16 protein-coding genes are annotated in these 17947 nt (G+C 67.5%); 9 read left to right on the forward strand and 7 right to left on the reverse strand.

Annotation, left to right across the window (positions count from 1 at the left end; translation table 11 throughout):
- Positions 1-53 precede the first annotated feature (53 nt).
- The 3 genes from ACW9PK_RS09985 (at position 54) to ACW9PK_RS09995 (ending at position 4625) form a co-directional block, all read left to right on the forward strand.
- Entirely contained in the window at positions 54-1844 is a 1791-nt protein-coding gene (locus tag ACW9PK_RS09985) for an ABC transporter family substrate-binding protein (protein WP_457015743.1), read from the forward strand.
- Between the two features lie 106 nt (positions 1845-1950).
- Entirely contained in the window at positions 1951-3486 is a 1536-nt protein-coding gene (locus ACW9PK_RS09990; RefSeq protein ID WP_035965469.1) for an ABC transporter permease, read from the forward strand.
- Entirely contained in the window at positions 3483-4625 is a 1143-nt protein-coding gene (locus ACW9PK_RS09995; RefSeq protein ID WP_457015746.1) for an ABC transporter permease, read from the forward strand. The genes ACW9PK_RS09990 and ACW9PK_RS09995 overlap by 4 nt, the downstream gene beginning before the upstream one ends.
- 5 nt (positions 4626-4630) lie before the next feature.
- On the opposite strand, the gene ACW9PK_RS10000 is transcribed toward ACW9PK_RS09995, so the two are convergent.
- Positions 4631-5257, reverse strand: a complete 627-nt coding sequence (locus ACW9PK_RS10000) for a PH domain-containing protein (RefSeq protein ID WP_457015748.1) — start codon at positions 5255-5257, stop codon at positions 4631-4633.
- A 71-nt stretch (positions 5258-5328) separates the two neighbouring features.
- Here ACW9PK_RS10000 and ACW9PK_RS10005 point away from each other — a divergent pair, with 71 nt between their 5' ends.
- Positions 5329-7455: an ABC transporter ATP-binding protein gene (locus ACW9PK_RS10005; protein WP_240505698.1), complete on the forward strand. Its 2127-nt coding sequence runs from the start codon at positions 5329-5331 to the stop codon at positions 7453-7455.
- Between the two features lie 138 nt (positions 7456-7593).
- Positions 7594-8292, forward strand: a complete 699-nt coding sequence (locus ACW9PK_RS10010; protein ID WP_457015751.1) for a maleylpyruvate isomerase family mycothiol-dependent enzyme — start codon at positions 7594-7596, stop codon at positions 8290-8292.
- A 64-nt stretch (positions 8293-8356) separates the two neighbouring features.
- On the opposite strand, the gene ACW9PK_RS10015 is transcribed toward ACW9PK_RS10010, so the two are convergent.
- Entirely contained in the window at positions 8357-9508 is a 1152-nt protein-coding gene (locus ACW9PK_RS10015; RefSeq protein ID WP_457015753.1) for a calcium:proton antiporter, read from the reverse strand.
- A 113-nt stretch (positions 9509-9621) separates the two neighbouring features.
- Entirely contained in the window at positions 9622-10179 is a 558-nt protein-coding gene (locus tag ACW9PK_RS10020; RefSeq protein WP_457015755.1) for a hypothetical protein, read from the reverse strand.
- Between the two features lie 106 nt (positions 10180-10285).
- Between ACW9PK_RS10020 and gatC the strand changes: the two genes are divergently transcribed.
- The 3 genes from gatC to gatB are packed head-to-tail and all read left to right on the forward strand — an operon-like array spanning position 10286 to position 13691.
- Positions 10286-10582 (forward strand): Asp-tRNA(Asn)/Glu-tRNA(Gln) amidotransferase subunit GatC, encoded by a 297-nt coding sequence (gene gatC / locus ACW9PK_RS10025; RefSeq protein ID WP_064846057.1) that lies wholly within the window; start codon positions 10286-10288, stop codon positions 10580-10582.
- Between the two features lie 2 nt (positions 10583-10584).
- Entirely contained in the window at positions 10585-12186 is a 1602-nt protein-coding gene (gene gatA / locus ACW9PK_RS10030) for an Asp-tRNA(Asn)/Glu-tRNA(Gln) amidotransferase subunit GatA (protein ID WP_457015758.1), read from the forward strand.
- A complete protein-coding gene (gatB, locus tag ACW9PK_RS10035; protein ID WP_457015760.1) occupies positions 12186-13691 on the forward strand; it encodes an Asp-tRNA(Asn)/Glu-tRNA(Gln) amidotransferase subunit GatB in 1506 nt (501 codons plus the stop codon). The genes gatA and gatB overlap by 1 nt, the downstream gene beginning before the upstream one ends.
- 88 nt (positions 13692-13779) lie before the next feature.
- Here gatB and ACW9PK_RS10040 read toward each other — a convergent pair whose 3' ends face one another.
- Positions 13780-15102 (reverse strand): CapA family protein, encoded by a 1323-nt coding sequence (locus ACW9PK_RS10040; RefSeq protein ID WP_457015762.1) that lies wholly within the window; start codon positions 15100-15102, stop codon positions 13780-13782.
- Positions 15103-15278: 176 nt separating this feature from the next.
- On the opposite strand from ACW9PK_RS10040, the gene ACW9PK_RS10045 reads away from it, so the two are divergent.
- Positions 15279-16136, forward strand: coding sequence for a hypothetical protein (locus tag ACW9PK_RS10045; protein ID WP_457015763.1), 858 nt, complete (start codon positions 15279-15281; stop codon positions 16134-16136).
- A gap of 161 nt (positions 16137-16297) precedes the next feature.
- On the opposite strand, the gene ACW9PK_RS10050 is transcribed toward ACW9PK_RS10045, so the two are convergent.
- The 3 genes from ACW9PK_RS10050 to ACW9PK_RS10060 form a co-directional block, all read right to left on the reverse strand.
- Positions 16298-16576: a DUF1540 domain-containing protein gene (locus ACW9PK_RS10050; RefSeq protein ID WP_457015765.1), complete on the reverse strand. Its 279-nt coding sequence runs from the start codon at positions 16574-16576 to the stop codon at positions 16298-16300.
- Between the two features lie 308 nt (positions 16577-16884).
- Positions 16885-17184, reverse strand: a complete 300-nt coding sequence (locus ACW9PK_RS10055; RefSeq protein WP_457015767.1) for an AzlD domain-containing protein — start codon at positions 17182-17184, stop codon at positions 16885-16887.
- A 1-nt stretch (position 17185) separates the two neighbouring features.
- Positions 17186-17896, reverse strand: coding sequence for an AzlC family ABC transporter permease (locus ACW9PK_RS10060; protein WP_457015769.1), 711 nt, complete (start codon positions 17894-17896; stop codon positions 17186-17188).
- Between the last annotated feature and the right edge of the window lie 51 nt (positions 17897-17947).

Consider the following 17947-nt stretch of genomic DNA (forward strand, 5'->3'; position numbering starts at 1 on the left):
AACCACCGGGGTGCAACGCACATTCCATGGACACCATATCGGGAGGAAACGTCATGGGAAAGTACACCTTCAAGGGGAAGGCTGCCGTGTCCGTCGCGGCAATCGCTGCACTCACACTGACCGGCTGCGCCAGCGTGGGCGGCGGCAACGACAGCAACGGCGGCGGCGGTGACAGCAGCGCAAGCGCCCAGAGCGGCGGCGTGGTCAATGTCGCCGAGACCAACAAGTTTTCGGGTGCCAATCCGGGCTACACCAAGACGAACCTGGACATCAACGGCCACGTGGCCCAGATGACCCGCGAAGGGTTCATCACGGTGGACCCGGAGCAGAAGATCCACCCCAACGAGGGCTTCGGCACGTACAAGAAGGTCTCGGACGATCCCCTGACCGTCGAGTACACGCTCAAGGACCCCAAGTGGTCCGACGGCAACGCGGTGGACAAGGCCGACCTCATGCTGTGGTGGTCCCTGCTCTCCGGCTACGCCAATGACGCGAGCGAGGACGGCAAGGCCGGCAAGGACTACTTCGCGATCGCCGGCTCCACGGACATCCTGAGCTCCACGGACAAGCCCGAGTTCTCCGAGGACGGCAAGACCATGACCCTGAAGTGGGCCAAGCCCAACGCGGACTGGGAGATCGGACTGGACTCCAACTCGCTCATGCCGGCCCACGTGGTCGCCAAGAAGGCGGGCATGTCCGAGGAGCAGCTGTTGGAGGTGCTCGAGAACCAGAAGAAGGGCGATCCCAAGAACCCCCAGAAGCAGCCCGAGCTGGAGAAGATCGGCAAGGCCTGGGACACCTCCTTCAACTTCACGTCCACCCCGGACGACAAGGACGTCCTCGTGTCCAACGGTCCGTTCACGATCGACAATGTGGTGGAGAACAACTCGGTCACGCTCAAGAAGAACGAGAACTACAACGGCAGCATGCCCGGCAAGCTGGACGAGATCACCCTGCGCACCATCGGCGACGCCACGGCTCAGATCCAGGCGCTGCGCAACGGCGAAGTGGACATCATGCAGCCGAACAACGTCAACAAGGACACGATGGACCAGGTCAAGCAGATCGAGAACGTGAACGTGCAGCAGGGCGACCAGCTCGCGTACGACCACGTGGACCTGAACTTCGGCTCGGACACCTTCAAGGACCAGGAGACCCGCGAGGCGTTCCTGAAGACCATCCCGCGCCAGCAGATCCTCGACCAGCTGGTCAAGCCGGTCAAGGAGGACGCCGAGGTGCTCAACTCGCAGATGTTCGTCTCCAGCCAGGGCGAGCCCTACACCAAGGCCGTGGAGAAGAACGACGCCAAGAAACTCTACGGGGACGTGGACATCGACGGCGCCAAGAAGCTGCTCGACGGCAAGACCCCCACCGTGCGGATCCTCTACAACAACGGCAATCCGCAGCGCGTGGACACCTTCCAGCTGATCAAGGAGTCCGCGGAGAAGGCCGGGTTCAAGGTCGAGGACCTGGGCGATCCCAACTGGTCCGAGAAGCTCGCGGACGGCGACTACGACGCGTCCCTGTACGGCTGGGTCTCCCCGGGCGTGGGCACCGAGATGCTCTCGCAGATCTTCAAGACCGGCGGCGGCGGCAACTACAACGAGTACTCGAACGCGGACGTGGACAAGCTCGTGGACGAGGCCCGCGCCAACCTGGACGAGTCCTCGCGCAACGACCAGATCGCTGAGGTGGACAAGCACACCTTCGAGGACGCCTACGGCCTCCCGCTGTTCCAGTCCGTGGGCTACGTGGCCTCCTCGGACAAGATCGCCGGAGTGGACCAGTACCAGCCGAACCAGACCGGCGTGTTCTGGAACGTTTCCGAGTGGAGCCGCAAGTAGGACGGTCGACCTCGGTTGACCGGGTCCTTCCCCTCATGATGCTGCGCGGGCGCGGAACGCCGTGTCCGCGCAGCGTCGTGACCACCACTCGTTCAGAGGCAGCATCATGATTTCTTACATCCTCAGACGGCTCATCACCGCCGTCCTCATCCTGCTGGGCGCATCGTTCCTCGTGTACCTCATGACGGCGGTCTCCGGCGACCCGCTGTGGGACCTGTACGGAAACCCCAACGCCCAACAGCTGATCCCCGCCCGCGTGGAGGCCCTCAACCTGGACACACCGCCCGTGCTGCGCTACTTCACGTGGCTCGGCGGGGCACTCGGGTGCCTCGTGCCCTTTGCGGACACCTGTTCCCTGGGCGTGAGCCGCGAGGGCCAGGAAGTGACGAGCCTGCTCTCCTTCGCCATGGGCCAGACCATCATGCTGGTCACGATCGGTACCATCCTGGCCATCGTCGTGGGTATCACCCTGGGTATTGTCTCCGCACTGCGGCAGTACTCGGGCCTGGACTACGGCATCACGTTCCTGACCTTCCTGTGTTTCTCGCTGCCGAGCTTCTGGCTCGCGGTGCTGCTCAAGGAAGTGGCGGCCATTCAGTTCAACGACTTCCTGCAGAACCCGTCACTGTCCATCGGGGCGCTGCTCGCAATCTCCGTGGTGGCCGGGCTCATCTGGTTCCTGGTCTCGTTCGGGCGCATGCGGACCCGCATCCTCATGGGTGTCCTGGGCTTCGTGGTCACCTTCGGGATCATCTACTTCGTGCTCGCGACCAACTGGCTAGCGCACCCCTTCCTGGGCATCCCGCTGATCGCACTGACCGGCATTCTAGTGGCCGTGACCGCCACCGTCCTCATGGCGGGACTACGCAACAAGCGGGCCCTGTACGCCGGGCTGGCCACCGTGGTGGTGGGTCTCGTGCTGTACTTCCCCGTCCAGGCCCTCTTCGTCGGGGGCGGGCTGCTGACCCTGCTGGCGTTGGTCGTCGTGATGATCCTGGTGGGTGTGGGAGCCGGTTACGTCGCCGGTGGCTACGACCGTGGTCAGGGCGCCCGCGTGGGCGGGGTCACCGGCTTCTTCGTGGCCCTGCTGATCATCCTGGACCGCTTCATGCAGTCGTGGCCGGACTACGTGAACTCCGGTCACATCCGGGGCCGGCCCATCGCCACGGCCAACTCCTCCACCCCGGGCCTGTCGGGTGACTTCTGGATCACCGGCCTGGACCGGTTCACCCACCTCTTGCTGCCCACCATCTGTATCACCCTGCTGGCGCTCGCGTCCTACTCGCGGTACTCGCGCGCGTCCATGCTGGAGATCATGGGCCAGGACTACGTGCGCACCGCGCGCGCCAAGGGCCTGTCGGAGCGGACCGTGGTCATGCGTCACGCGTTCCGCAACGCGCTGATCCCGCTGGCCACGCTCGTGGCCTACGACATCGGCGGTCTGATCGGCGGCGCGATCATCACGGAATCCGTATTCGCGTTCACCGGTATGGGGCAGTTGTTCATCCAATCGGTGCGCAACGTAGACCCCAACCCGGTGATGGGCGTGTTCCTGATCACCGGCATTGTCGCCATGGTCTTCAACCTGATCGCTGACCTGGTGTACTCCGTACTCGACCCGCGCGTGAGGGTGAAAGCATGAGCCAGCCACAACCTATCGACGTCCCCCAGCAGGTCGAACAGAATCCGCAGACCGGCGAGAAGCCCGAGGACGTGCGCGGCAAGAGCCAGGGGCAGCTGGTACGCCAGCGGTTCTTCGGCAACACGGGCGCCGTCGTGTCCCTGATCGTCCTGTTGTTCATCGTGGTGCTGTCCGTCACCTCGCTGGGTGTCGGTCCCATCCCGGGATGGTGGAAGTGGAACCCGGACGCCACGGGAACCGTGCTCAACGGTGGCCGGCCCACGCTGTCCCTGCTCCCGCCCTCGCTCGGGGAGCACCCGTTCGGCCAGGACAACCTGGGCCGTGACCTGTTCGCCATGGCCATGCAGGGCACCCAGTACTCCCTGGTGGTCATGATCGTGGTGGGCCTTATCGCGGGCCTCGTGGGCACCGTGGTGGGTGGCCTGTCCGGGTACTTCCGGGGCTGGACCGAGGCCGTGCTGATGCGTCTGACCGACGTGATCATCATCATCCCCCTGGTGATCCTGGCAGCCCTGTTGGGCCGCCTGGCCATCTCGTGGGTGCGCGCCCACAACCTGCCCACGTTCGCCACGGTGATCGCCCTGGGTCTGCTGATCGGTCTAGCCTCGTGGCCGCCGCTCGCGCGCCTGGTGCGCGGTGAGTTCCTCACGCTGCGGGAGCGCGAGTTCGTGGACGCCGCGCGACTGGCCGGTGCCTCGAGCGGGCGGATCATCTTCAAGCACATCCTGCCCAACACCGTGGGTGTGATCACCGTGAACATCACGCTGTTGATGTCCTCGGCGATCCTGCTGGAGACCGCGCTGTCCTACCTGGGTCTGGGTATCCAGGCCCCGGACTGGTCCCTGGGCCGGTTGATCAGCGAGAACCAGACCGCCTTCGCGACCCGTCCGTGGTTGTTCTGGTGGCCGGGTGTGTTCATCGTGGCGATCGCGCTGACCATCAACTTCATCGGTGACGGTCTGCGTGACGCGTTCGACCCGCGCCAGCGCAAGTTCAACCCCAAGCGCGCCCGCGAGACCGGCGAGCGCACGGACCAGTACCCGGACGCGCTCACCGCATCCGAGCCGGGGACGAAGCCCGCGGTGAACGCCGGGGCCGAGACCGGGACGCGCGGGGACACCGGCCGGGACGGACGATGATCGGTTCACACGGTGAACAGCACGGCGCTCGCGGCGGCCAGCAGCACGACCGCCGCGAGCGGGCCGGGCGCGTACCGGGTCCGCACCGGATCGGGTGCGGCGTCCCGGGCGAAGACGTCCAGCTCACCGGTCTCGATCTTGCGTTGCCACGTGTCGCGGACGCGGTGCGCGGCGGCGCCGGAAGCGGTCGAGGTCAGGTCGCCCACGCGCACCGCGCCGCCCGGTCGGGCGATCGGGTGATTGCGGTTCACGGCGTCCACACCGGAGCGCAGGGCGGCGCCCGCACCGGCGGAGGGCAGGGCGAAACACGAGTGGGCGCCCTGGTCCGTGGCGATGGTCACCGCGAAACGGGTGCGCACGTCCACGATCCGGCTCCACGGAATGCTCACTGTGCGCAGGGGGTTCACCATGCGCACCTCGTCCGCGTGCACCTCGAGCCGGGGGCGCCAGTACAGCGCGTATCCGAGCGCCGCCAGGGCGAGACCACCGAACACGGCGCCCACGTGGTGCGCCACGGTGTGGCCCCAGCCCGCGAAGCACATCACCAGACCCAGGACCACCAGGAATCCCGTGAGCCACGGGGCCGACGACGCTCGGTAGGTTTCGGGCTCGCCGGCGGGTTCTCGGGTCATGACCCCCATGCTAGGCAATGCGCGCGTGCCGCGGCCGCGCGCCCAGTTCTCGACACGATGGAGCACACACGATGAGCACCTCGAACCAGCCCGAGGGCACCCCGCGACCCCACGACGCGGCGCAGGACCCGAACGCGGCGTCATCGCACGAGGCCACGGCCGCCGAGCACAACGCCCCGTGGGACGGCACGCCGAGCGGCGACGGGCGGGTGGCCACCGAAGGCCCCGCTAACCCCTCCGCGGCTCACCCTCGCGCCGCCGGATCGTCCGGTGCCACGGCCGCCGACGCCGCTGCGGTCACCGGTCGCGCCGACGGAACCGCGGCCGCGGGTGCAGCCGCCGGCGGCAGTGCCGCGGCGGGTGCCACCGCCGAGGGCGCGCAGAATCGGCGCGGTCGGCGGGCGCAGCGCAACGAACCCACCGTGCGGCGCGGCCCGGCCCGCAGGACCGTGGCCCGCGGTGAACCCGTGCTGAGCGTGCGCGGGCTGTCCGTGGACTTCGGTGTGGACCGTGACTGGGTTCCGGCCGCGATCGACCTGAACTACGACGTCGCAGCGGGGGAGGTGCTCGCGATCGTGGGCGAGTCCGGTTCGGGCAAGTCCGCGAGCTCGATGTCCATGCTGGGGCTGCTGCCCTCCAACGCACGCGTGCGCGGTTCGGCCGTGCTGGCGGGGGAGGAACTGATCGGGCTGCGCGGCAACGCGCTGCGGCGCGTGCGTGGCGAGGAGATCGCCGTGATCTTCCAGGAGCCCATGACCGCGCTGAACCCCGTGTACACGGTGGGCCAGCAGATCGTGGAGACCATCCGCCTGCACCGGGACATCTCACCCGCCGAGGCCGCCGAACGTGCCCGGCAGATGCTCACCATGGTGGAACTGCCGGACCCCGAGAAGGCGTTCCGTTCCTACCCCCACCAGCTCTCCGGTGGTCAGCGGCAGCGCGCGATGATCGCGCAGTCCCTCTCGTGCGACCCCAAACTGCTGATCGCGGACGAGCCCACCACGGCCCTGGACGTGACCGTGCAGGCGGAGATCCTGGACCTGATCCGCAACCTCAAGGACCAGCTGGACTCGGCGGTCATCCTGATCACCCACGACATGGGTGTGGTGGCGGACCTCGCGGACAACATCGCGGTCATGCAGAAGGGCGTGATCGTGGAACAGGGCACGGCGGAGCAGATCTTCACCGCACCGCGCCACCCCTACACCCGCTCGTTGCTCGAGGCCGTGCCCCACCTGGGCCAGGGCAGCGAGAACGACGAGTCCGTGGACATGGTCGCCGCGCTCGAGCGTTCCGTGGTCATGCCCATGGTGGTGGACCGCAGCACGGCGGAGGCAGCGTCCATGGACACGCTCGCCCAGCGGGTCGTGGAACCGGTGCTGCAGTTGAATGACGTGGCCATCGAGTACCCCAAGCAGGGCCGCAACCCCGCGTTCCGCGCGGTCGAGGGCGTCAGCCTCACCGTGGCTGCCGGGGAGACCGTGGGTCTCGTGGGTGAATCCGGTTCCGGCAAGACCACGATCGGCCGCGCCGCGGTGGGACTGCTGCCCGTGGTCGAGGGATCGCTTGTCGTGGACGGCGTGGAACTGCACGGTGCCCCGCGCGCCAAGCTCAACGCGGTGCGCAAGGACGTGGGCATGGTCTTCCAGGACCCCGCGTCCTCGCTGAACCCGCGGCTGCCGATCGGTGAGTCGATCGGTGAGCCCATGTTCCTGGCCGGCGAGGCTAAAGGGGCGCAACTGCAGCAGCGCATCGAGCAACTCCTGGACCAGGTGCGGTTGCCGCGCAACTACCGCAATCGTTACCCGCACGAGCTCTCGGGCGGTCAGAAGCAGCGCGTGGGCATCGCCCGGGCCCTGTCCCTGAAGCCGAAACTGCTCGTGGCGGATGAACCCACGTCCGCGCTGGACGTGTCCGTGCAGGCCACGGTCCTGGAATTGTTCGAGCAGCTGCAAGCGGAGATGGGCTTCGCGTGCTTGTTCGTGACCCACGACCTCGCGGTGATCGACCGGCTCGCCAACCGGATCGTGGTCATGCAGCACGGGCACATCGTGGAACAGGGCTCGCGCGAAGCGGTGCTGCGCCACCCCGAGCAGGAGTACACCAAGCGCTTGCTCGCCGCGGTGCCCGTGCCCTCGCCCGAGGCCCAGCGCACGCGCCGCGAACTGCGTCAGCAGTTGGCCCACACGGTGTCCTGAGCATGATCGGAGCCCCGGGAGCAGCGCGGTTCGCGCGGCAGCCCGGGGCTCCGCCCATGGGGACTCGGACGATATGCGTATGTGTTGAGCCCTGCCATCGTGCGCTGGCTCGCGTGGGGAATTACTACAGTGGGAGCCATGATGACACCGGCACGCCTCAACTCCGACCTCTCCCGTCTGAGGCGGGAGACCGACATGTTCCTCGCGACCGTGGAGTCCCTCTCGGACGAAGAAATGGTGGGCCCCACCCTGTGCGAGGGTTGGGACCGCGCGCACGTGATCGCGCACCTGGCCTCCAACGCCCGCGCCCTGGTCAAGCTCATCGACTGGGCCACCACGGGTGAACCCCAGCAGCCCTACGAGTCCCACGAGGCGCGCGAGCAGGAGATCGACGAGCTCGCCGCGCTGCCCAAGGACGAGCTGATCGAGACCTTCAAGCAGAACGCGCAGTTCTTCGCCGAGCAGTGCGAGCGTCTCAAGGGCGACATCGTCACCGAAGAGCTCGACCTGCACGGTAAGCCCGTCCCGGCCACGTCCGTGCCCGCGGTGCGGATCGCGGAGGTCGTGGTGCACCACCACGACCTGGACACCACGTGGACCGTGGCGGAAGCGGACCCGGACTCCCTGCTCAACGCCGTGGAGGCCGCGGTGCGCACCATGCGGGCCAAGGGTGCCCCGGGGATGACCCTGCGCACCGAGGAGCGGGACGAGTGGATCATCGGCGACGGCGGTCAGCTCATCACCTCCGACCGCGAGGGCATGCAGCGGTGGCTGGCCCGCGGTGACGACGAGTTCGTGGAGTCCGAGAGCGCCTTGCCCGAGCTCCCCGCGTGGTGAACGCGGCTCGCTGATCCGCTGTCGGACTGACCCCGCTGGGCCTCCCAGCGAGGTCAGTCGCGCATCAGGAGAACACCGTGATCCCGTAGGCCGCGAAGATCACCAGGTGCGCCGCACCGTGGATCGACGTGACTCTGGAGGATGCGAACGTGGTGAGGGACAGTCCCAGCGTGATCCCGAGCAGCACCAGGTTCGCGGGGCTCTCGGCGAGCACGACCGTTTGATCGGTGAGCAGCCCGATCACGAGTATCGCCGGGATGGTCAACCCCACCGTGGACACCAGCGCCCCGTGGCACAGGTTGCTCACGCGCTGGATCTCCCCGGCCAGCGCGGCGCGCAACGAGGTGAGGGATTCGGGCAGGAACACGATGGCCGCGATCAGCGCGCCGGCCAGCGCGGGCGGTGCCCCCACACGGCCGAGCCCATCGTCCAACAGCGAGGCCATGTCGTGGGACAGCACCACGACGGGCACCACGGTGATCACGAGCAATGCCAGGCGCGCGAGGATCTCGGTGCGGTGCTCGGCCAGGACCGAGCGCAGGGACGGACGCGTCGTCGTCTCCCGGGCCGCGGTCTCCGGACCCGGGCGCAACCGGGGGTCCACTTCGGTGAAGTCCACGGCCTGCGCGCCCGTCTGTCGGTACAGGAAGAACGCGTAGATCGCCACGGTGACCGCGATGATGGAGATCTCCTGCCACGGCTGGTACGCGCCGTCGGTGCCGAGCGCCGCGGGTAGCACGAAGGTCAGGGCGCTCAGGACCACGAGCAGCGCCAGGTAGTTGGAGGTTCCCGTCCGATTGTGGGCCATGTCCCCGTGCTTGAGGCCGCCCACGAGCAGGCACAGACCGATTACCAAGTTGAGGATGATCATGGCCACGGCCATCACGGAGTCCCGCGCGATCGTGGCGTGCTCACCGGGGCCCAGCATGACCGCGGAGATCAACACCACCTCGATTACGACGATGGACAGGGTCAGCACCAGCGAACCGTACGGATCGCCGAGTCGGTGGGCCAGGTGTTCGGCCTGTCGCACGACGCCCGTGGCCGCGTACAGGATCACGCCCACGATCACCACGAGCGCCCCCACGAGCAGCGGAGAGGACACGGGTGGGGCCAGCAGCGAGCCGGAGAGTTGAAGCAGCACGAAGAATCCCCATCCTGCGATCACGCGGGCCAGGGCTCCCGGAGTCAGGATGGAACGACGCGTGGGGAACATGGAAGCGTCAGCTCGATTCTCGGGACTGTGCGCGCCCCGGTCCGGGCGGGGTCGTCCCCGAGCTATCCGGTGTGCTGACGGGTCGTCCCGTCGGAGGAGGCGATGTCCGGGTCTCAGTCACGCACCGCGAACAACCACGGATCCGCTCGATCCGTGTGCGGATCGCCAAAGTTCACGAACGTGCGGCCCTTGGCCTCCACGACATTGTATTCCTGGACAACTTCCAGGCTGAGCCGTTCGCGGTGGGCGACCTCCACGATCACCGCGGTGGCACCGGAGCGGTCCGGGAGGGTGGCGGGGTAGGCCAGTGCGGCGACGAGCAATCCGGAGGCCTTCTCTCGCGCGATGCCCCGCAGTTCGGCCAGCACGTCCTGGGGGGCCAGATCGTTCACACGAGACGGGTCCACCGAATCCAGTTCGAACTCCCCGTCCTTGGCGCCGGTGACCAGGAAGGCTGGGAATGCTCCGTACTGGCGCACCTGTTCCTCCACGACCGCCTGGACGTGGCTCAGTGCGGTGTCCACGGTCTCCACGGCGGAGTCCGAGACCCACTGTCGCCACGCGTTGTCGTGATCCACGCGGGCGCGCGCGGCGTCCGCCCGGGTCATCCGGGAGGTGCCCTTGGAAGGCGTGGAGCGGCGTCGTGATGAACGGGCGGAGGACTGAGCCACGAAGTGGGACCCCTTCGGGAGATCGGCGGGAGAACGGGAGTGCTGAGTCCAGGGTAGGCGCTCGCTAGACTGGATCGGAACCAATCAGCGAATACCAGGAGCATGCATGTCTGCGATCAATCGCGAGCAGGTGGCGCACCTGGCCGAACTCGCGCGCATCGAGATGTCGGACGAGGAACTGGCCCGCGTGGCCGGTGAACTCGATCTCATCGTCGAATCCGTGGCCTCGGTCAGCCAAGCCGCCGGGGACGACGTCCCCGCCACGAGCCACCCCCTGCCGTTGCACAACGTCTTCCGCGAGGACGTGGTGGGGGAGACCCTCACGCAGGAGGAAGCCCTGAGCAACGCACCGGACAGCCAGGACGGCAAGTTCCGGGTCCCGGCGATCCTGGACGGGGAGTGAGCATGAGCGAGCGCATCGTAGAACTGTCCGCCGCGGACCTCGCGGCCAAGCTGGCCTCCGGTGAGGTCTCCTCGGTGGACGCCGTGACCGCGCACCTCGAGCAGATCGAGGCCACGGACGGCACCCCGCTGGACGCCCAGGACCGCTCACGCGGGACCGACGGGCTGAACGCGTTCCTGCACCGCAACCGCGAGGAGGCCCTGGACGTGGCCCGTGGTGTGGACGAGGCACGCGCCAAGGGTGAGCAGTTGCCCGAGCTCGCGGGTGTGCCCGTGGCGGTCAAGGACCTCATCGTGACCAAGGGCCAGCCCACCACGGCGGCGTCCCGGATGCTCGAGGGTTGGATGAGCCCGTACGACGGCACGGTGACCCGCAAGCTGCGTGCGGCGCGCATGCCCATCCTGGGCAAGACCAACCTGGACGAGTTCGCCATGGGTTCGTCCACCGAGCACTCGGCGTTCGGTCCCACGCGCAACCCGTGGGACCTGCGCAAGATCCCGGGCGGTTCCGGTGGCGGTTCCGCCGCCGCGGTCTCCGCGTTCCAGGCGCCCCTGGCCCTGGGCACGGACACCGGTGGCTCCATCCGCCAGCCCGCGGCCGTGACCGGCACGGTGGGCGTCAAGCCCACGTACGGTTCGGTGTCCCGTTACGGCGTGATTGCCATGGCGTCCTCGCTCGACCAGGTGGGCCCGTGCTCCCGCACGGTGCTCGACGCCGCGCTGTTGCACGAGGTCGTGGGCGGTCACGATCCCGCCGACTCCACTTCGCTGACGGATCCCGTGGGCTCCTACGCCTGCGCCGCGCGCGAGGGATCTGCCGAGGGCGGGCTCAAGGGGCTGCGCGTGGGCGTGGTCCAGCAGCTGAGCGGCGAGGGTTTCCAGGCCGGTGTGCAGCAGCGCTTCGAGGAGTCCCTCGAACTCCTGCGCGCCGCGGGCGCCGAGATCGTGGACGTCCAGACGCCCAACTTCGAGTACGCGCTGGGTGCCTATTACCTGATCATGTCCTCGGAGGTCTCCTCCAACCTGGCCAAGTACGACGGCGTGCGCTTCGGTCTGCGCGTCACTCCCGAGGGCACTCCCACCATCGAGAAGGTCATGAGCGCGTCCCGCGCCGCAGGCTTCGGGGACGAGGTCAAGCGCCGGATCATCCTGGGGACGTACGCGCTGTCCGCGGGGTACTACGACGCGTACTACGGTTCCGCACAGCAGGTGCGCACGCTCGTACAGCGTGATTTCGCGGCGGCGTTTGAGAAGGCGGACGTGCTGATCTCGCCCACCGCGCCCACCACCGCGTTCGACATCGGGGGCGTGGACGAGTCCGCGGATCCCATGCAGATGTACCTGAACGACATCGCCACGATCCCCACCAACCTCGCGGGGATCCCCGCGATCTCCCTGCCGGGCGGCCTGGCACCGGAGGACGGGCTGCCCGTGGGGATCCAGTTCATGGCACCGGCGCGCGAGGACGCCCGCGTGTACCGCGCCGGGGCCGGTCTGGAGCGGTTGCTCACCGAGCAGTGGGGCGGCCCGCTGTGGCGGGAACGCGCCGACGTGACCGCCACCGTTCGTGACTTTGCGGCCACTGCCGCGCAGGGAGGCAAGTGATGAGCCAGGACGTGCTGTCCTTCGAGGAAGCCCTCGAGCGCTTCGACCCCGTCCTGGGGTTCGAGGTGCACGTGGAGCTGAACACCAAGACCAAGATGTTCGATGCCGCCCCCAACACCTTTGGGGACGAGCCCAACACCAACGTGACCCCGGTGTCCCTGGGGCTGCCCGGCGTGCTGCCGGTGGTCAACGGCAAGGCAGTGGAATCCGCGATCAAGCTCGGTCTCGCGCTGAACTGCTCGATCGCGCAGAAGTGCCACTTCGCACGGAAGAACTACTTCTACCCGGACACCCCCAAGAACTTCCAGACCTCGCAGTTCGACGAGCCCATCGCGTTCGACGGGCACCTGGACCTCGAGCTGGAGGACGGCACGGAGTTCCGCGTGGAGATCGAGCGCGCCCACATGGAGGAGGACGCCGGCAAGCTGACCCACATGGGCGGGGATGCCGGGCGGATCCAGAACGCGCAGTACTCCCTGGTGGACTACAACCGCGCAGGTGTGCCGCTCATCGAGATCGTGACCAAGCCCATCGTGGGTGCGGGGGAGCGGGCGCCGGAACTGGCCCGCGCCTACGTGGCCGCGATCCGCGAGATCGTGAAGAACCTCGGCATCTCGGACGCCCGCATGGAGCGCGGCAACGTGCGCTGCGACGCGAACGTGTCTCTGATGCCCAAGGGCGCCACGCAGTTCGGCACGCGCTCGGAGACGAAGAACGTGAACTCGCTGCGCGCCGTGGAGCGCACCGTGCGCTACGAGATCCAGCGCCACGCCGCCGTGCTCGCCGCGGGGGAGAAGGTCACGCAGGAGACCCGCTTCTGGCACGAGGACACCCGGTCCACGACCGCGGGGCGGCCCAAGTCGGACGCGGACGACTACCGCTATTTCCCCGAACCGGACCTGGTGCCCGTGGTGACCACGGCGGACTGGATCGAGGAACTGCGCGCGAGCCTTCCCGAGCCCCCCGCCGAGCGCCGCAAGCGGCTGAAGGCGGACTGGGGGTACACGGACGAGGAGTTCCGCGACGTCGTCAACGCGGGTGTGCTGGACGAGATCGAGCAGACCATTGCCGCGGGCGCCTCCGCCGCCGTGGCGCGCAAGTGGTGGATGGGTGAGATCGCCCGCCTCGCCAAGCAGCGCGAGGTCGAGATCGCGGACCTGCTCGTGACCCCGGCCCACGTGGTCGAACTCAACGGGCTGATCGACGGCGGCAAGATCAACGACAAGCTGGCCAAGAAGGTCCTCGGTTTCGTGGTCGAGGGTGAGGGCACCCCGGCGGAGATCGTGGAGTCCCGCGGGCTCGCGGTCGTCTCCGACGACGGCGCCCTCACCGCAGCCGTGGACGACGCCATGGCCCAGATGCCGGACGTGGTCGAGAAGATCAAGGGCGGCAAGGTCCAGGCCGTGGGCGCCCTGATCGGACCGGTCATGAAGGCCACGCGCGGCCAGGCGGACGCCGGACGCGTGCGCCAGATCATCCTGGGGAAGCTCGGCGTGCAGGGCTGACGCCCCCCTCACGAGCACGGAGAAGGCCGGTTCCGGGACCCTCACGGGGTCTCGTGGAACCGGCCTTCTCTCGTGGACGTTCCGCCGCTCAGTCTTCCGTTTCCTCCGCGACCCGCCACTCCCGCAACCCGTTCGCCGTCGCCGAGTCCGTGTTGATGATCCCCGCGATGCGCTCGCGGATCTGCCGGTCCTCCTGCGGGGAGCGGCACACACCGTTGGGCTGGTCCGAGGCCGTGGAGCACCACTGGAACCGGCCGTCCTGGGTGTTGGAGCTCGGTGCCCAGGCCAGGTCGCTGACCCGCCACGCGCCGTCGTCCCCGAGCGCGAACTGGAAGCGCGTGATCAGACCCTGGTTGTTGTTCTCATGCGCCGGGGAGGTCTCCGTGACGGTGTTGCCCAGTCCGTAGACGATCCACTTGCCGTTGTAGTGCTCGATGGGCTGCACGCTGTGCGAACCGTGACCGTACACGGCGTCGAACGCACCGGAATCGATCAGCGAGTGGGCCGTGGTTTTCTGGTAGGCGTCGGCGTCGTCCTGGTACTCGATGATCGAGTGCATGGCCGCGATCACCACGTCCGCGCCCTGCTGGCGCGCCTTCTTCGCCTGCGCCACGGCGCGGTCGATGTCTTGTCGCGCGGCCTGCGGCTCCTCGGCGGGGTCCCGCAGCCGGTCCACCTGCCAGTCGTGCTCCGCCCGCTGGCCGTTGAGACTGTTGGTCCCGGTGACCACGGCCACGGTCCCGGCCGGGGTCTTCAGCAGCATGGGCTCTTCGGATGCGCGCTCGGAAGTGTACGAGCCGGTGTGCTTGAGGCTCGCCTCGTCGAGGGTCGCCAAGGTCCGGTTCACGCCCTCGGTGCCGCGGTCCACGGTGTGATTGGTCGCGGACGTGCACGCGTCGTAACCCGTGTTCTTGGCCGCCACGGTGATCTCCGGCGGCACACTGAAGCTCGGGTAGGCCGAGTAGGGCCCACCCTTGGGCGCCACCGGGGTCTCCATCTCGCAGATGGCCACGTCGGCCTGGTCCAGGTACGGCTTCTGACCGGCCAGCAGCGGGTCGAAGTCGAAGTGTCTGTTTTCATTCATGGCCGGGTCCACCGCGAAGTTGCGCCACAGGCCTTCGTGCAGCAGGAGATCACCGGTCATCGCCACGGTGAAGCACGCGTCCTCGGGACACTCCGGACCCTTGCCGGGCTCGCTCGCACGGGCCGTCTCGCTCGTCGCCCGGTTGGTGGCGGACGACGTCGCTGCGCCGGGATTCTGCCCCGCGTCCTCCTGGGCGTCCCCGCCCGAGGCCCCGCACCCGGAGACCAGCAACGCCACCCCGGTCAGTGCCGCGGCCCCGGCGATCCGCGGCGAGCGTGATCGTCGGGCGGCGCGGGATGAACGGGGTCGGAGGGGTAGGGGAGGCATGCTGCGATGCTAACGCACATGCCCATGACATGAATCACCTCCATTTAGGTCATAAAAATCTGATCAAATTCGTCGCAAACCCTTCCGTCCACCTTTTTGGGAGGTTAGGCTTTCCTAAGTTTCGCGAATCGGGTGCGATCGGGATGTTCTCGGCGGACCCGGTCGGATTGGTCACAATGGAAGCGGGGACGATCGTGGGTCGAACCGACAACGGTGCACAGCTCGGGTACGTGGGCGTGTCGGAGCGCGTGGTGTCGCTCGCGCACGGCATGCTCGCGGGCGCGGGCCGAGCGAACGTGGTCGCCTACCGCCTCGAGGGTCAACCTACACTGCCGTGCGTGGCACACGGGTTCATGCCGGACGGCCGGATGGTCATGGCTGCTGCTCCCCAGCCCGACACCGCTGCGCTGACCCCGGCGGGGCAGACCGTGGACGTGCGCGTGGACATCGCCAAGTTCGCTCCGGACCCCTCCGTACGCATCGTGGCGGCCAGTGCACACTTCCTGGCGGGTCTTGAGTGGCTGACCCCGGGTGAGACCGACGAACTCCTCATGACGGGGGAGTTGCCGGAGCTCGTGGCGGCCGTGGCCGACACGGCCTCCGGGCGACTCGCGATCGTCTCCACGGCACGGGTCGTGGTTCATGACGGTTCGGGTGCCACGCCACTGAGCGTCGACCAGGTGCGGGCGTTCGGTCGCGGGCTCGGGGATTCCATTGCCGCGGTGAACACCGAAGCCGTGGCCCTGGACGCCGCGGTGTCCGTGGATCCAATCGATCTGGCCGGGATGTGCGATGCCGCGGAGAACGGATGGATCCCCGCCCACCTGCTGACGCGTAAGCCCTCGAGCGGCGGGTGCGCTCACACCCGGAATCGGGATTTCGTGGTGGACGTGGATCTCACCGGGGTCACGGTTCTGCGCGAGGGTTCGACCGCTACCAGCGTCTACTTCGTCCCGTTCCATCGTCCGACGTCGTCCGCGCAAGACCTCGCCGACAACCTCGCATCCCTGCTGGGCACCCCCGCCGCAGCGTGACGCCGCGCCGGTACCCCAGCGACAGCGTCACACCCCGAGGCTGTCCGGCGGTTGTGTGAACCTGCCGGGGCTCGATCAATCGTTGCAGACATGAGAGGATCGCGAGTCATGCGACTCGCGGTCCTCTCGTGTCTGCAGTTGTTACTCGGTGAGCTCCGCGATCAGCGGGCTTCGTAGCTCGCGCAGTTGGCGTCCGCAGTGACCTCGATCGATGAGGCGGTGCACAATAGGTCCTTGTTGTGCACGCACTCGAGGCGCTGGCACGCGCCCACCTGGCCGTTGGCGGTGGGCAGGCCACCGCGGGCATCGAGCGAGATGAACGTGGTGCACGAGGCCTCGGAGCCCTGGCCGCCCACCGTGATGGCGGGGGCGGCGCAGCCGTTGTCGTTGAAGGCGCAGCCGGTGGCGGTGCAAGCGGAAACAGCGGTGAGAGTGGCCATGATCTTCTCCTGTGATTCGGGTGGTGCTCTGATCGTCGGATGAACTGATATGGACACTACGGGTGTTTTTCGGGGCGCGCCAGTAAGTTGACCCTTATGGTAAAAGGTCGTTACCTAATTGGGGTTAGGTATGCCTGAGTTTGTTGAGGGTGCACTCACCAGAATAGGGAAACAATATTTGATCTAATGGTTCGAGTGAGCTTGCGACCCCGTCGTCGGCTCATCGCAGATGCGCGCGGGGCGTGTGTGCTCACTCACTGCGCGGCGGGGCTCCGAGTTTCCGGGGCCGCTCGAATTACTTCGACAATTTACAGAAATAATCCCGACAATGAATATGCGGAGAATCCCGCGATGAATGCCATCAGGAAATTCTTGCTCACTGCGTTCACGATCACGGAAATCACCGCCGCGAGAATCAATCGGCTCAAATGCACCCCTGAATCGGCCTCCAGCAATGTATAGGCGACCAGGATCAACATGAGTCCCGCGGGGAGCAGGGCGGAGATCTTCCGCAGGTCCTCGCGATCGCGGAACCGATGGGCCAACAACACGGGGAACAGGCGCAACGAATAGGTCACGGCGGCGCACACGACGATGGCTGCGAGCATCTCAGGCGCCGCCTTCCGCGGTCTGGGACGAACGACCGCGCCGTGGGCGTTTGACGAGCACGACGCATAGCACCGCGTAGCACAGCATGGCACCGAGCAGGAACAGGTCGCGGGGCAGCAGCAGCCCCACCGCAATGGAGGCCAGGGCAGCGAGCACGATCATCACGCGCTGCGAGGCCGCGCTCAGGGCGCTCACGAACAACAGGGTGAACAACCCGGTCAGTGCGAAGTCGAAACCGTCGAACGATTCCGAGATGAGTCCGCCGGCCACGGCTCCGGCCGCGGCACCGAAGACCCAGTAGAACTGGGAGATGCCCTGGATGAGCATGAGCTCGTGCTGCGTGGTGGGGCGCACGCCGCTGTTGATCAGCGCATAGGCCTCGTCGGTCAGGGCATAGGGGCCGTAGAACTTGGCGAAGGGCGAACGCAACAGGTGGGTGGGATAGGAGAAGCCGTAGAAGATGTGTCGGCTGTTGACCAGCAGAGTGGTCACGGCGATCTGTAGCAGGCCCGCTCCCGCCGAGACCAATCCCACGAGCAGGAACTCGATCGAGCCCGCGAAGACCACGAGAGCCGTGAGGGGCGCCAGGTAGGGAGCGAACCCCAGCGAGACCGCATAGGCGCCGAAGGCCATCCCGAGCGGCAGGTATCCCATGGCCACGGGAACCGTGACGCGCACCGCCCACGCCAACGTCCCCTTGTCCGAACTCATGCGTTCCACTCCCATCCGCCACCGCTGCGCCACGTGGCCGAGGGCCACGTT

Source organism: Kocuria sp. MNB10, from assembly GCF_054073685.1.

Coding starts and splice junctions, on each gene's coding strand:
- ACW9PK_RS09985 (WP_457015743.1), top strand. CDS start 54: ATGGGAAAGTACACCTTCAAGGGGAAGGCTGCCGTGTCCGTCGCGGCA.
- ACW9PK_RS09990 (WP_035965469.1), top strand. CDS start 1,951: ATGATTTCTTACATCCTCAGACGGCTCATCACCGCCGTCCTCATCCTG.
- ACW9PK_RS09995 (WP_457015746.1), top strand. CDS start 3,483: ATGAGCCAGCCACAACCTATCGACGTCCCCCAGCAGGTCGAACAGAAT.
- ACW9PK_RS10000 (WP_457015748.1), bottom strand. CDS start 5,257: ATGACCCGAGAACCCGCCGGCGAGCCCGAAACCTACCGAGCGTCGTCG.
- ACW9PK_RS10005 (WP_240505698.1), top strand. CDS start 5,329: ATGAGCACCTCGAACCAGCCCGAGGGCACCCCGCGACCCCACGACGCG.
- ACW9PK_RS10010 (WP_457015751.1), top strand. CDS start 7,594: ATGATGACACCGGCACGCCTCAACTCCGACCTCTCCCGTCTGAGGCGG.
- ACW9PK_RS10015 (WP_457015753.1), bottom strand. CDS start 9,508: ATGTTCCCCACGCGTCGTTCCATCCTGACTCCGGGAGCCCTGGCCCGC.
- gatC (WP_064846057.1), top strand. CDS start 10,286: ATGTCTGCGATCAATCGCGAGCAGGTGGCGCACCTGGCCGAACTCGCG.
- gatA (WP_457015758.1), top strand. CDS start 10,585: ATGAGCGAGCGCATCGTAGAACTGTCCGCCGCGGACCTCGCGGCCAAG.
- gatB (WP_457015760.1), top strand. CDS start 12,186: ATGAGCCAGGACGTGCTGTCCTTCGAGGAAGCCCTCGAGCGCTTCGAC.
- ACW9PK_RS10040 (WP_457015762.1), bottom strand. CDS start 15,102: ATGCCTCCCCTACCCCTCCGACCCCGTTCATCCCGCGCCGCCCGACGA.
- ACW9PK_RS10045 (WP_457015763.1), top strand. CDS start 15,279: ATGGAAGCGGGGACGATCGTGGGTCGAACCGACAACGGTGCACAGCTC.
- ACW9PK_RS10050 (WP_457015765.1), bottom strand. CDS start 16,576: ATGGCCACTCTCACCGCTGTTTCCGCTTGCACCGCCACCGGCTGCGCC.
- ACW9PK_RS10055 (WP_457015767.1), bottom strand. CDS start 17,184: ATGCTCGCAGCCATCGTCGTGTGCGCCGCCGTGACCTATTCGTTGCGC.
- ACW9PK_RS10060 (WP_457015769.1), bottom strand. CDS start 17,896: ATGAGTTCGGACAAGGGGACGTTGGCGTGGGCGGTGCGCGTCACGGTT.